Genomic DNA, 13855 nt, shown 5'->3' on the forward strand with positions numbered 1-13855 from the left:
TGACGCGCTTTGTTCAACCAGAAAAAATCGAAATTGATGCAAACGAAAGGGCAGTTAATGAAAAGTCTCAATACTGCTTTTTCGTTTGCACCACCTTCGATTCTTTCCTTAACGATTTGTATAACAGTAGTCTAACACACGTTGTTTAAAAATACTACAGCCAAGCCAATGTCTGTAATTTGCCCTAAAATTTCATTTTATGGAATTTGGACTACTTGATTTTCTAATTGCATACGCAATTCGTGAAATGTATCATTATACTGTTGATACATCAGACACACAAATGTAAATAGGGACTACAAAAAAAGAACCTGCCACATCGTTGTGACAGGTTCTTGTACTTCCTTAGAACTCCGGCTCGATCAATCCATAAGTATTACCTTTTCTCTTATAAACAACATTGACACTTTCAGTTTCTGCATTGCAGAATACGAAGAAGTCATGTCCTAATAATTCCATCTGTACACATGCATCTTCCGGATACATAGGTTTCATATCAAATTTCTTGGTCCGGATGATACGGATCTCATCATCTGCTTCGGATTCTTTCTCTAAAAATTCTTTCTTAAAGCTTGCAGCACTCTGCTGTTTGCTGATGATTTTCTTCTTGTATTTCTTTAACTGTCGTTCGATCACTTCCTCTACAAGATCAATCGATACGTACATATCATTGCTTACCTGTTCAGAACGGATCATACTGCCTTTGACAGGTATCGTCACTTCAATCTTCTGACGCTCCTTTTCAACACTTAATGTTACGAATACATCCGTATCGGGGGTAAAGTATTTCTCTAACTTTCCTAATTTTTCTTCTACGGCACTCTTGAGTCCATCGGTTAGTTCGATGTTTCTTCCTGTAATTGTAATACGCATGGTGTCTCGCCCCTTTCCTTTGTTCACAGATGGGGGTGTCATCTAGTTATTTCCTATCTGTGTATAGGTCATATTATATCATATTTGTGTATAATTTCAATAAATTTTCTGATATTTATATGATTTTTATATGCTTTTCCTAAAAACTTTATAATTTTTTTAGTAGATTTGCTTTCACTGGTTTTGTACATTATAATAATGGTATTGTATCGAACTGATGACTGCATAATATATGACATTTATGCTTAGACAATATATATCAGGAGGATTATCTTATGAAACGAAAAACTGCATTGGTCACAGGCGCTTCAAGGGGGATCGGACGGGCTGCCGCTTATGCATTTGCCAGGGCGGGTTATGATCTTGTGTTAAATTGCGCCCATTCCAAAAAAGAACTCGAAGCATTTGCCTGTGGTCTAAAAGAGGAATTTAGAATAGAAACACTCTGCTGCTGCGGAGATATTGGAGATCATGCATTTGTTGAACAGATGTTTGAAAAGATCAACGGATTCTGCGGTGGTGTTGATGTGCTGATCAACAATGCCGGAATATCCCATATCGGACTGCTTAGTGAGATGTCGTATGAAGAATGGGAACGTATTCTGCATACGAATCTGACTTCCGTTTTTTCCTGCTGTAAACTCGCCATTCCGCATATGGTGTCACAGAAATCAGGCAGGATCATGAACATTTCCTCCGACTGGGGCATCTGCGGAGCATCCTGTGAAGTGGCATATTCTGCGACAAAAGGCGGGATCAATGCATTCACGAAGGCTCTTGCAAAAGAACTTGCACCGAGCAATATCCAGGTCAATGCGGTTGCCTGCGGCGTGATCGATACGAAGATGAATGCCTGTTTTAATGAGGAAGAACGCAGGGAATTAGAAGAAGAAATTCCGGCAGGTGCATTTGGAAAACCGGAAGATGTTGCACAATTTCTGCTTCAGTTAGCGTCTGCTCCGGCATATCTGACAGGACAGGTCATCAGCTTTGATGGAGGGTGGATATAATTACCATTCTTTTTTTCGTATATTCAATCCGCATTCTGCGTACTATTTTCGAGTTGAATATTTTCCGTTTGCGTTTTGCATATTTTAAGAAAAATGTTCTGATTTATGCATTACAATAACTCTCATTGAGAGGAGGAATGGTATTGGACATCGGAAATCAACTGCGTAATCTGTTAGAACAGGACGGAATTACTCAAAAGCAATTAGCAGAGGCACTTAATATTTCAACAACAACCTTAAATGGTTATATTCAAAACCGCAGACAGCCGGATGCCAAAACCGTAATTCGCCTTGCTTCGTATTTTCATACAACAACAGATTACATTTACGGATTAACAACGCTACGGGAACCGATGGTATCTCCTTATAATGCGGAAGAACGTCATCTCGTAAACATTTATCGGGGCATTCCGGAAGATAAAAAGCCTCTGTATATTGAAACAGGCAGGACATTTTCAAAGTTTGGGAAACCGAAGAAAAAGAAAATTTAATCAGAAATGATTGCAGAAAAAAGTTCTCCTATGATCTTAATGGTCATAGAAGAACTTTTTTTGTCTGCTTACAGGTAGCCGAAATTATTGGTTTTTGAGTTCCAGTAATACAGGGCACCGGAAGTATTTTTGGATTTTCCCTTGTTACATACAGTTTTTACATATACATAATAGGTCTTTTTCGAAGAAAATTTCTTGCCTTTGAATTTTTTAATCGTGCAGCTGTTTTTCTTGCTGCTTACGGTTGCGACTTTTTTATAACCTTTTTTTGGGTTTGTAGATACATAGATCTGATATCTGGTTGCACCGGAAATTTTTCCCCATTTGAGATTTAATTTGCTGCCATTGACTTTGATCTTAGTAATTCTTGCCTGATTCAGACACCGGATGGATGCATAGGAAGAATAATATTTCTGACCATTGTAAGTCATAAAGGAACGGGCTTTTACGGTATACACCTTATCTTTCATTTTAGAAAAGGAGATACTGCTAGAATAGCCGGATAAAGTTAAAGATTTTACTTTTTTACCCTTATCATCTAATAAAGTAACTTCATAACCATCAGCGGCACTCTGTCTGTCCCATGCGACATTTAATTCTTTGATGAAATAATACCAGCGTTCCTGATGTAAACCTGTCATCTGATCCGGTAAAGTAACCACATCATAATCAGTCACTCCGTAACTTTCATCTGCTCCGTTTACGGCAGTTACTTTGACATAATAATTTGTAGCCGATTTTAAACCTGTCAGTGTATACGTGGTAGAGGTTGTATTTCCTGCCAGTACAAAATCATCAGCACCGTATTCTTTATAGAATATATTATAGGAAGCTGCATCTTCTGACGGCTGAAAGGATATTGTTGCGGATGTCTTGTCTGCGGCTGTCTGCTGCAGGGAAGATATTGCAGATACGCTTGCGGCTTCTACCTTTGTGTTACCTGTTCCAAGCAGAATGCCTGAAAATAATACCAGTGCAAAGACTGCAATGGATTTTTTGAAATTTGATGAATTCATGTAATTCTCCTCCGTTTAGATTTTTTCCTTGTATATCATACGCTATCTGTGTGGATGGAACAAGTGCTTTTTGGAGAATTTGGGAATTTTATGCTAAGGAAAATAAAAAAACGACCGATAAATAGTGTAAGAGCTTATAAAAATAACGAATTTCAAGGAAGAAAGGGGATGCTGTTATGCGTATAGAGGCTTATAATCAGGTAACACAGCTTTATAAAAACACAAAAGCTACGAAGGCAGAAAAGTCTTACAGTGCCGCTTTAGGACGGGATGAAGTAAGCATCTCACAGGCTGGATATGATTATCAGGTTGCCAAGCAGGCAGTAGCAGAAGCTTCAGATATCAGGGAAGATAAAGTCGCCGGACTAAAAGCAAGGATACAGTCAGGAAATTATAAAGTTGATTCTGGAGATTTTGCCAGCAAACTGTTAGAGAAATACAACTCTCTGCAGAAATAAGTGTTAAAAGTGAGGAATACCAGTGGCTAGTTTAATGGATAATCTTGTAGAAGTCTTAGAAGAAGAAAATACACAGTATAAAAGACTTGTTGAATTATCAAAGAACAAGAAAGAAGCGATCATAAAGGCAGATATTGCAGAGCTTGAGGAGATCACGGGAATGGAGCAGGACATCTCATCACTGCTTCGTAATCTGGATATCCGCAGGGATGCAGTATTAAAGGACATGGCAGATGTCCTTGGAAAAGATTTTGAAGAGATGACCATTACCAGGCTGATCGGGTATTTAGAGCAGCAACCGAAAGAACAGGAACGTTTATCCATTATCCGCGATCAGATCTTAGAAACGGGAAATGAGATGCAGGCATGGAATAAACGGAATGAAGTCCTGTTGAATCAGGCACTTGAGATGGTAGAATTTGACCTTACCTTGTTTAAGAGTATGCGGCAGGCACCGGAAACTGCGAATTATAACAAAGATGCTTATAATACAGGCGATTTGTTAGGCGGCAGCGGATTTGATGCCAAACAATAAGAGGAGATAAGGAGGGAAAAATCATGGCCAATTCAATGGGCAGCTTATTTATAGGAGCATCTGGACTTCAGGTCAGCCAGAATGCTATGAATGCAACTGCAAACAATCTTTCAAACGTTGATACCAAAGGATACGTACGAGAGAGAGTACTGCAGGCAGACCGTCATTATGATACATTTGATACAACAGCAGCGATCGGACCATCCCAGTCAGGACTTGGTGTATCGATCGGTGATGTCATACATGCAAGAGATGTCTTTTTGGATAAAACGTTTCGGACAGAATCCGGAAGACAGGCGTTTTATTCTTCTACATCTGAAGCGATCACTGAAGTAGAAACACTGTTTCAGGAATTAGAAGGAACAGCATTTCAGGAAGTACTGATGGGCGAATCCGGTTTGCGGGTCGCTTTTGAGGAGTTCGCAAAAGATCCTTCAGACAGCGTAAATCAGAATCTGGTAGTTCAGAAAGCCGGTTTATTTGCCAGCAGGGCAAAAGCCGTATATCAGGGTTTAGAGAAATACCAGTCAAATTTAAATACACAAATTTCCGATGCGGTCGACAGGGTAAATGATTTGGGAAATACCCTAAGACAGTTAAATATAGATATTATGACGATTGAGTCAGGTGGAATCGAAACCGCTATGAACCTGCGGGATCAGAGGGATTTAGTTTTAGATGAACTTGCCCAATATGGAACGATCACTTACAAAGAGTTAGCAAATGGTGAAGTAAAAGTTAATTTTGAAGGCGTATCTTTTGTAGATGAGATGCGTGTGTATGAGATCGGTAAGCAGACAGATAAAGTAACAGGATTTATCACACCATACTGGAATCATCTTTCTAATACCAAAGAAGGTGAGTATTATAAAGTATATGATACCGGAGAACAGATATCTGCTGCAAAGAAAAATGATAACGGGAAGTTAAAAGCATTGATACTTGCCCGTGGAGATAAAGAGGCGAATTACCTGGATTTAGACGGAGTTTCAGCAAAGAAATATGACCAGACACTTGGAAATTCCGTTATGATGAACAGCGAAGCGAGCATCGATATGCTGGTACATAAAGTAGTCACGGCGATCAATGATCTGTATTGTCCGAATACCACATTAAAGACAGACATTACAGGAACAGATGCAGATGGTAATACCGTAACTTATAAAGCCGGCACGAAGATCTTAGATGCAGAAAACTGCTGTGTCGGCTCTGATGGGCAGTTACCGCCACAGGAGTTATTTACAAGGACCGGATGCGACCGGTATACAAAGATAACAACGCAAAAAGGTGAAGTGTATTATGTATATAACGAAGAAGATCCGACAGATACAGCACTTCAATATACGATAGGAAGTATTTCTGTGAATCCAAACCTCTTAGAGAGTGAATCCTTACTTCCTGCATATAAACAGAACGGCAGTGAAGAGAGACCGGTAGCATATGACTTAGGACAGGCGCTGTCTGATCTGTGGGATAAGGAACTGATGTATTTAAGCCCTCACGACACCACACCGGTTACTTTCAGTGAGTTCTATAACAAGATGACAGGGGAACTGGCAACATTAGGTGATGTATTTGGATCGGTCGCAAGTGATCTGGACTCGACCGTGCTTACGACAGACAATGCAAGGCAGCAGGTGCTCGGCGTATCTTCCGATGAAGAACTTACAAGCATGATCAAATATCAGAATGCCTACAATGCGGCCAGCAGATTTATCAATGTGATCAGTGAAATGATCGAAACACTGATCGTACAGATGGGTTAAGGGTTCGGCACAGAAAGAGGTGAAAATATATGCCATCTACATTTTTTGGATTAAATATAGCATCATCTGCACTGAATGCATTTCAGACAGCAGTCAATACTACAGCCAATAATATATCAAATGTACAGACAAAAGGATATACGAAGCAGGTAGCAAACCGGCAGGCATCCGATGCATTACGTGTATATCAGAAATACGGTACGATCGGAACCGGTGTTACAACGACATCGATCACATCGATCAGAAGTGAGTATTACGATACCAAATACTGGGAGAACCAGTCCTCTGTCGGTATGTTTGAAACGAAGTTAAACTTCTTAAACCAGATTGAGAATTATTTTCAGGATAAGGAGTCAAACGAACCGGGATTTTCCACAATCTTTACGAATATGTTCAACCAGTTGAATGAATTGACAAGTAATGCCGGTGATGAAAATGTCCGTAAGAATTTTATCAGTCAGGCACAGATCTTTACATCTTATTTCCATGATGTTTCTAATGGACTGGTGAAGCTTCAGAAAGACTGTAATGACCAGATCAAAACACTTGTGGAAAGCATCAATTCCAGTGCACAGAAGATCGCAGCATTGACAAAACAGATCAATTCCATTGAAATTCAGGGTGGAACAGCAAATGAACTGAGAGATCAGAGAGCATTGATTATTGACGAACTTTCTAAGATCGTTCCGATCACAGCAGCAGAATCTCCGGTTACAAACAGCAATTATCCTGATATGTATACCGGTGGAACGAATTATATCGTTAAGATCGATGGACAGACATTAGTCAATAATTATGAATATACTACTTTAAAGTGTGTATCCAGAGAAAATCAGGTATGGCAGACAGATGCCGAAGGTCTTTATGATATCGTCTGGGCAGATACGGGAATGAATTTCAACATGAATGCAGATTCTATGGATGGTTCCCTAAAAGCACTGTTTGATATCAGAGATGGTAATAATGAAGAAAACTTTCAGGGTAAGATCACATCAGCAACATCTTCGACGATTACGATCAAACCATCAACGATGAACACGATCGAAACTATGTCGATGGCGTCTGAAGGTGTGATCACCATTAAGAATAAAGAATATTATTATAATAGTTTTACTGCCGAAGTAGATGAAAACGGTAAGATATTATCCTATAAATTTGAAATCGAAGCGAATTTAGATGCGAACGAGATCAATAATTTACGTGGAGGATATGCAGAAATCGGTGATAAGATCGATGCCATGGGAATCCCATATTACATGAGCCAGATGAGTGAGTTCTTAAGAGCTTTTAGTGAACGCTTTAATGCTTATCAGAAGGGCGGACAGGATTTAAACGGAGATCCGATGGGAGCATTCTTTATCGCTAAGAAATACGATGGTTCAGAATATGATTTTGCAGATCAGAATGTAGGTACAAATGGTGTGACAGATGGAACGAAGTCTGTTATTTCCTCTACATCAAACAGCTATTACCAGATGAATGCATTGAATTTTAATGTTGCAGATGCAAGTATCAGGGATTCGAGTATCTTCGCAACGACAGCAGATGTAACAGGTGAGAAGATTGATGCACATGAAATCGTAGATGCCATGTTAAAATTACAGAGTGATGTAAAGCTTTTCCGCGGAGGAAGTGCAAAAAGCTTTTTACAGTGTATTATTTCAGATATTACGATCGATACACAGGAATCTAAGATATTTAGCAGCAACTTTACGGATATTGCAAGTGCGATCACGAATCAGAGGCTTTCAATCGCAGGTGTTGATGAAGACGAAGAAGCATTAGATATCGTAAAATTCCAGAATGCATATAATTTAGCATCGAGAATGGTGCAGTGTATGTCAGAAATGTACGATAAGCTGATCAATGAAACAGGCGTATAAGCACTACAGGAGGAAAGAGTATGCGTATAACAAATAATATGATGTTAAATACGACATCTTCCAATATCAATGGAAATAAATTAAATGTCAATAATCTGAATAACCAGATGTCATCCCAGAAGAAGATCCAGAGACCTTCGGAAGATCCGGTTATTGCAATCCGTGCATTGCGCCTTAGAAGTACATTAAGCCAGATCAACCAGTACTATGAGAAAAACATTCCGGATGCACAGACCTGGTTAGAAGTAACAGAAACAGCATTTAAGAATATGAATAAGATTTTAAAAGATGTCAGAACACAGTGCGTAACAGGTACAAACTCCTACCTGACAGCAGATGACAGAAGTACGATCTTAAAGAGTTTAACAGCCTTAAAATCCCAGCTTTATTCAGAAGGTAATTCAGATAATGCAGGAAGAACAGTATTTACGGGATTTAAGACGAATTCACAGCTTACCTTTATGGAAGATGAAACAGATACATCTTATAAGATCTCACAGAGTTTTTCTTATAAAGATCTAGGAGAATTTACTTATTACAGTGGATCGGTAGATGTGCCGAATACGGTAGCAGACGTACAGAATACAGGTAATATCTCAGATATTTCAAAGAGCAGTTTTGACCGTATCCGGCTTGCATATGATAAAGTAGATGAGATCACTAACTTAAGTTATTCCTATGGCAATACAGAAGTTACATTCTCAAAGCAGTCAGCAACAACGAATCCGGATGGAAGTGTGACTTATCCTGCAGAAGATGAATTTGGCGATCCGGTATTAGATGCAGATGGAAATGCAGTCACCATGACTGTGTATGATACACAGAAAGCATGGGAAGCAGCCAGTGCAGACGGCACAAAGACAGTCGGTGCCAATGAACTTGTCTTTATCAAAGATGCAGGAGATCTGGTCGTTGGAAGTTCAATCTCTAATGACTTAAAGTCAAATAAGGCAGCGTTTACGATCGATTATCAGAAAACCGGTTTTGACAAAGGAGAACTTCGCCCGGAATATTATTATAACTGTACAGATGTCAGTGATGCGGCAAATCCGATCAAGTATACCAAATATAATGCAGATGGCAGTAAGATTTATGAAGATATCAATTATACAGTTGCATTGAATCAGACCATTAAGGTGAATATGCAGGCAGATGAAGTATTTGACATGAGTATTTATCAGGATGTCGTAGAATTGACAGATTCCGTACAGGCAGCGATCAATGCACATGATAAAGTTGATAAGCTGACAGCAATGAAGTCAGAAGCACAGTATGCAGATTATCAGGATGAGATACAGGAATGGTTAGATGCTGCACAGAAAGAAGCAGATTATGCAGACAGCCGTCTGACATCCTTATACAGTGCCGGAATCGGTAAGTTTGATCAGTATATGGAAAAACTGAATGTGGCATATACAGAAGTTGGTGCGAGAGGTGACCAGCTTAAGATGACAGAGTCAAGAATGAGCAACCAGCAGCTTACAGTAGAGCAGTTGAAATCTGACAATGAAGACAGGAATATTTCTGATATCATTATTGACTATACAGCAGCTTACAATGCATATCAGGCATCGCTGCTTGCTTCAAGTAAAATAGAAAAACAGACATTGTTGAATTATATTTAAAATAGTAACTATTCGAAACCCTTTAGAATCATAAAAATTGATACGTCATGCTTGTATGTAAGTAGCAATTTTTATGATTCGTAAGGTGGCTCGAATAGAGCCACCGCCCTCATATATGAGCAAAATAGCTGCAAAGCAGCGGTAAAGCACGATTTATCGTGCGGTTTTGCGAATATATGAGTAGGGTTTGAATAGTTGCTAAAAGTGGCAGCCGCCTGTATACAAAGAGTGTGCAGGCGGCTGTAACAGAAGTTACCGTATCAGACAGCTTTAAACTGTAATAAACAGAAATGAGGACAGATAGCATGAAAGCAGATACAAGATTATTTGGAAAAATTGAAATTGAAGATGAAAAGATCCTTACCTTTGATCAGGGAATCATCGGATTCCCGTATATGAAACATTTTGCACTGATTTTTGATGTAGAGGACGGAAAAGAAGCAAAGATCAAATGGCTGCAGTCCATGGATGAGGAATGTTTTGCAATGCCGGTCATGAGTCCTTACGAATTAGTACCGGATTATCATCCGTCTGTCAGTGATGAAACATGGCAGACCTTAGGCGAGATCAGAGATGAGGATATGCTAGTTTTAGTAACGGTTACCGTACCGACAGATATTACACAGATGTCGATCAATTTAAAAGCACCGGTAGTTGTCAATTTAGCAACAAATAAAGCTTCACAGGTGATCGTAGAAGACGAATATCCGGTAAAATACAAGATTTATGACAAAGTAAAAGACGGAAAGAAAGAAGGTGAATAGAAATGCTGGCATTGACAAGACGGAAAGGTGAATCCTTAGTCATTAACAACAATGTGGAGATCACCGTATTAGAGATCCGCGGAGATCAGGTGAAGATCGGTATTTCTGCACCGAAAGAAGTCCCGATCTACCGTAAAGAAGTATATTTGCAGATCGAAAATGAAAATAAAGCAGCAATCACACCGGAAAGTGTAGATGCAATAAAAAAATTATTCTAATTTTTTTATTGGAAAAAACCGATATAAAAATTGAAAGATATGTAAAATAAAAGTAAAACAGCAGAACAGGGATCACACGGAGGTGGTTAAGATGGTAATTGAAGGTATTAAAAGTTCGGGTGTGGCTTATCAGGGAAGTACGTCAGGTCCGGAATCAGTCACAGAAACTGACAAGACAGCTTCAGCTGCCACTTCGGCAGATGTTTCGGATAAGCAGACAGATGCTCCGGCTGCACAGGAAAATGCGTTAAATGGTGAAGATGAAGCAGTTATCGTTGGCTGTGGAACAGAAGCGATGAAGAAAGCAGTAGATGAGATCAATAAGAATGTAAAAAATTCTGAAGCAATATTTGGAATCCACGATGCAACGAATCGTGTCACGATCAAGATCGTAGATAAGGATACAAAGAAAGTAATTAAAGAGTATCCACCGGAAAAGACACTTGATATGATCGCAAAGGTCTGGGAGATGGCAGGCCTTATGGTAGATGAAAAGAGATAGGAGGATAAGCATATGCCAATCAGGATTACAGGAATGAATTCAGGACTTGATACAGAGGCGTTAGTATCAGAGTTAGTATCAGCGTATCGTAAGAAAACTGAGAAATATACAAAAGCTCAGACCAAATTATCATGGAAACAGGATGCGTGGAAGTCACTAAATACAAAAGTTGTCAGTTTTTATAATAATATCAGCAGTATGCGTTATTCATCCGCATATTCGCTGCGTTCAGCAACAGTATCAGATAGTACAAAAGCAAAGGTTTCTGCTAGTTCAAGTGCTGTAAACGGAACCTATGCTGTTAAGATTGAACAGACAGCAAAAAGCGGTTATTTAACCGGTGCGCAGCTGAAGTCAGACATTACAGAGAGCAGTACTTTAAAAGATCTTGGTTATTCAGCGGGAAATGGCACAATTACCGTAGCAAGTGGTGATAAAGTTACTGATATTGCGGTTACAGAGGATATGAAAGTATCTGAATTTGTAAATGCATTAAAGGGTGCAGGTGTAAATGCGAATTTTGATTCTTCAAATCATAGAATTTATGTTGCTGCAGCAAAGTCAGGAAAAGAAAATGATTTTTCGCTTTCCGGATCAGATGCAGCAGGTACAAGCGCATTAGCCTCTTTAGGATTAGCTGTAAATTCAAATGCAGATATGACCATGTATAAGGCATGGGCTTCTTATGCAAAAAATGAAAATGGAGAAGCCTATATCACAGGCTTTGACGCAGACGGAAAAGCCATTACAAACGGTGTTTACAGTGAAGATAAGACGAAGGCAGAGATGGATTCTATTCTGACAAACATGACGACATACCGTACAACGGTGACGAATAATAAATCCCAGATTGCATATGCAAAAGCATATCAGACTGCACAGAATGTATCTTCTAAACTGAATGATACCACAAAGGAAACTACTCTGAAAAATCTCTTAGCTGAATCTAAGTTAGACGGTAAATATGTATCACAGGATGGCACGATTTATGAGCAGCAGAATGATGGTACTTACAAGAAAAAAGGCAGTGATGAGAAATTTGGAGTGTCAGAGGCAGACTTAAATGCACAGGGCATTACACTTTCAAATGCTGATGAAAAATTAAAAGAGTTGGAATTAGAAGCCGGCTTAGCTAAAAAGACGACAAATAAAGATGGCATTGAAATTGTAGAAGTAGACAGTGCTGCAGTCAGCGCATATAAAACAGCACTTAGTACAGTATCCTCTTATGAGGAAGATACTGCAAACGCAGATGCAGTTGATCAGGTCAAAAATGCAGCAGATCTTGATGCATTGATTTCAGATCTTCAGGCAGAATATGATGATGCGGAAGCATATCTCGAGAAATACAGTCTGTTAAATGATGCTAGTTTTACAGCGGACAGTGTGACGGCTAAGATCAGTAATGCAGCAAATGTTCTTGAAGATCCGTCAGCACTTCCGGTAAGTGCTGGTGCAACCAGGGTGGATGCAGAAAATGCAGTCATCTATGTGAATGGAGCAAGATATGAGGATTCTGACAATACATTTACAATCAACGGATTAACGATTGAGGCATATGCGACAACTGGTAATGATGATATTTCAGTATCAGTTTCTAATAATACACAGGGAATGTATGACAAGATTAAGAGTATGCTCAAAGAGTACAATACATTAATCAATGAAATGACCAAACTTTACAATGCGGATGTAGCAAAAAATATGGAGCCGCTGACATCTGATGAAAAAGAGGCAATGACAGATAAAGAAGTGGAGCAGTGGGAAACAAAAATTAAAGATTCGCTTCTCCGCCGTGATAGCACACTTGAGAGTTTAAAGAGCTCTATGACAACAACCATGCTCTCATCCATTACTATCAATGGAAAGTCATACAGTCTTTCGAGTTTTGGCATAAAGACATTAGGCGTGTTAAATGCTTCTGAAAATGAGGAAAATGCATTCCATATTGACGGAGATTCTGAGGATTCCCTTGTTTCCGGTCATGCAGATAAACTGATGGCAGCATTGTCTGAAGATCCGGATACAGTTATGACATTCTTTAAAGAATTAACATCCAAAGTATATGATAAGATCAATGCAAAGATGCGTTCGACAACAATCAGTAGTTTTAATGTTGTATATAATGACAAAGAGATGGCAAAGGAGTATAGTGATTATACGGAAACCATCAGCAAGTGGGAACAGAAGCTAGAGGATATGGAAGATTCTTATTACAAGAAATTCTCTGCGATGGAATCTGCACTTGCAAAATTACAAAGCCAGCAGTCATCATTGGCTAGTATGCTGGGATAAAATCATCCAAACAAGGAGGTTAGCTGATGATTAAGAGTAATGGGTATGCAGCATATGCCAACAGCAAAGTGGCAACTGCAACACCAGCAGAATTGACATTAATGTTATATGATGGAGCAATTAAATTCTGCAATATAGCAATTATGGCATTAGAAGAAAAGGATTTAGAGAAGGCACATAATAATATCATTAAAGTTGAGAACATTATTTCGGAATTTCAGATTACGTTAAATCACAAATATCCGGTAGCAAAGGATTTTGATGCTGTTTATAAGTATCTGAAAGAGCGTTTAGTGGAGGCAAATGTAAAAAAAGATAAAGAGGTGCTAGAAGAAGTACTAGAATATCTTCGGACCATGCGTGATACATGGAAAGAGGTTATGAAAGTTGCGCATGCATAATGGGGTGTGAATGGGAGA

General features: G+C 39.1%; 14 protein-coding genes. 12 read left to right on the top strand and 2 right to left on the bottom strand.

Features of this window, described 5'->3' with window-relative positions; all coding sequences use genetic code 11:
• Positions 1–345: 345 nt before the first annotated feature.
• Positions 346–873 (bottom strand): ribosome hibernation-promoting factor, HPF/YfiA family, encoded by a 528-nt coding sequence (hpf, locus tag H8S17_RS00005; RefSeq protein WP_178051308.1) that lies wholly within the window; start codon positions 871–873, stop codon positions 346–348.
• A gap of 275 nt (positions 874–1148) precedes the next feature.
• On the opposite strand from hpf, the gene ymfI reads away from it, so the two are divergent.
• Positions 1149–1883, top strand: a complete 735-nt coding sequence (gene ymfI / locus H8S17_RS00010) for an elongation factor P 5-aminopentanone reductase (RefSeq protein WP_186865715.1) — start codon at positions 1149–1151, stop codon at positions 1881–1883.
• 143 nt (positions 1884–2026) lie between these two features.
• Complete coding sequence (locus H8S17_RS00015) at positions 2027–2374, top strand: helix-turn-helix domain-containing protein (RefSeq protein ID WP_178051304.1); 348 nt, start codon at positions 2027–2029, stop codon at positions 2372–2374.
• 68 nt (positions 2375–2442) lie between these two features.
• Here H8S17_RS00015 and H8S17_RS00020 read toward each other — a convergent pair whose 3' ends face one another.
• Positions 2443–3390, bottom strand: coding sequence for a fibronectin type III domain-containing protein (locus tag H8S17_RS00020; protein WP_186865716.1), 948 nt, complete (start codon positions 3388–3390; stop codon positions 2443–2445).
• A gap of 176 nt (positions 3391–3566) precedes the next feature.
• Here H8S17_RS00020 and flgM point away from each other — a divergent pair, with 176 nt between their 5' ends.
• From flgM to fliS, 10 genes are all read left to right on the top strand, one after another.
• A complete protein-coding gene (gene flgM / locus H8S17_RS00025) occupies positions 3567–3848 on the top strand; it encodes a flagellar biosynthesis anti-sigma factor FlgM (RefSeq protein WP_186865717.1) in 282 nt (93 codons plus the stop codon).
• A gap of 22 nt (positions 3849–3870) precedes the next feature.
• Entirely contained in the window at positions 3871–4383 is a 513-nt protein-coding gene (locus H8S17_RS00030) for a flagellar protein FlgN (protein WP_330595575.1), read from the top strand.
• Between the two features lie 23 nt (positions 4384–4406).
• Positions 4407–6149, top strand: coding sequence for a flagellar hook-associated protein FlgK (locus H8S17_RS00035; protein WP_186865718.1), 1743 nt, complete (start codon positions 4407–4409; stop codon positions 6147–6149).
• A gap of 29 nt (positions 6150–6178) precedes the next feature.
• Positions 6179–8032, top strand: coding sequence for a flagellar hook-associated protein FlgK (gene flgK / locus H8S17_RS00040; protein WP_186865719.1), 1854 nt, complete (start codon positions 6179–6181; stop codon positions 8030–8032).
• A 20-nt stretch (positions 8033–8052) separates the two neighbouring features.
• Complete coding sequence (locus H8S17_RS00045) at positions 8053–9657, top strand: flagellin N-terminal helical domain-containing protein (protein WP_186865720.1); 1605 nt, start codon at positions 8053–8055, stop codon at positions 9655–9657.
• A gap of 305 nt (positions 9658–9962) precedes the next feature.
• Complete coding sequence (gene fliW, locus H8S17_RS00050; RefSeq protein WP_178051840.1) at positions 9963–10421, top strand: flagellar assembly protein FliW; 459 nt, start codon at positions 9963–9965, stop codon at positions 10419–10421.
• Between the two features lie 2 nt (positions 10422–10423).
• Complete coding sequence (csrA, locus tag H8S17_RS00055) at positions 10424–10639, top strand: carbon storage regulator CsrA (protein WP_186865721.1); 216 nt, start codon at positions 10424–10426, stop codon at positions 10637–10639.
• 91 nt (positions 10640–10730) lie between these two features.
• Complete coding sequence (locus H8S17_RS00060; protein WP_178051842.1) at positions 10731–11141, top strand: flagellar protein FlaG; 411 nt, start codon at positions 10731–10733, stop codon at positions 11139–11141.
• Positions 11142–11153: 12 nt separating this feature from the next.
• Complete coding sequence (gene fliD / locus H8S17_RS00065; RefSeq protein ID WP_186865722.1) at positions 11154–13436, top strand: flagellar filament capping protein FliD; 2283 nt, start codon at positions 11154–11156, stop codon at positions 13434–13436.
• Between the two features lie 26 nt (positions 13437–13462).
• Positions 13463–13837: a flagellar export chaperone FliS gene (gene fliS / locus H8S17_RS00070; protein ID WP_186865723.1), complete on the top strand. Its 375-nt coding sequence runs from the start codon at positions 13463–13465 to the stop codon at positions 13835–13837.
• Positions 13838–13855: the final 18 nt, after the last annotated feature.

This window comes from Roseburia zhanii, from assembly GCF_014287635.1.
GTDB lineage: Bacteria > Bacillota > Clostridia > Lachnospirales > Lachnospiraceae > Roseburia_B > Roseburia_B zhanii.

Excerpts from the sequence above, each read along its gene's own strand:
- hpf (WP_178051308.1), bottom strand. The coding sequence starts at position 873 with ATGCGTATTACAATTACAGGAAGAAACATCGAACTAACCGATGGACTC.
- ymfI (WP_186865715.1), top strand. The coding sequence starts at position 1,149 with ATGAAACGAAAAACTGCATTGGTCACAGGCGCTTCAAGGGGGATCGGA.
- H8S17_RS00020 (WP_186865716.1), bottom strand. The coding sequence starts at position 3,390 with ATGAATTCATCAAATTTCAAAAAATCCATTGCAGTCTTTGCACTGGTA.
- flgM (WP_186865717.1), top strand. The coding sequence starts at position 3,567 with ATGCGTATAGAGGCTTATAATCAGGTAACACAGCTTTATAAAAACACA.
- H8S17_RS00035 (WP_186865718.1), top strand. The coding sequence starts at position 4,407 with ATGGCCAATTCAATGGGCAGCTTATTTATAGGAGCATCTGGACTTCAG.
- flgK (WP_186865719.1), top strand. The coding sequence starts at position 6,179 with ATGCCATCTACATTTTTTGGATTAAATATAGCATCATCTGCACTGAAT.
- H8S17_RS00045 (WP_186865720.1), top strand. The coding sequence starts at position 8,053 with ATGCGTATAACAAATAATATGATGTTAAATACGACATCTTCCAATATC.
- fliW (WP_178051840.1), top strand. The coding sequence starts at position 9,963 with ATGAAAGCAGATACAAGATTATTTGGAAAAATTGAAATTGAAGATGAA.
- csrA (WP_186865721.1), top strand. The coding sequence starts at position 10,424 with ATGCTGGCATTGACAAGACGGAAAGGTGAATCCTTAGTCATTAACAAC.
- H8S17_RS00060 (WP_178051842.1), top strand. The coding sequence starts at position 10,731 with ATGGTAATTGAAGGTATTAAAAGTTCGGGTGTGGCTTATCAGGGAAGT.
- fliD (WP_186865722.1), top strand. The coding sequence starts at position 11,154 with ATGCCAATCAGGATTACAGGAATGAATTCAGGACTTGATACAGAGGCG.
- fliS (WP_186865723.1), top strand. The coding sequence starts at position 13,463 with ATGATTAAGAGTAATGGGTATGCAGCATATGCCAACAGCAAAGTGGCA.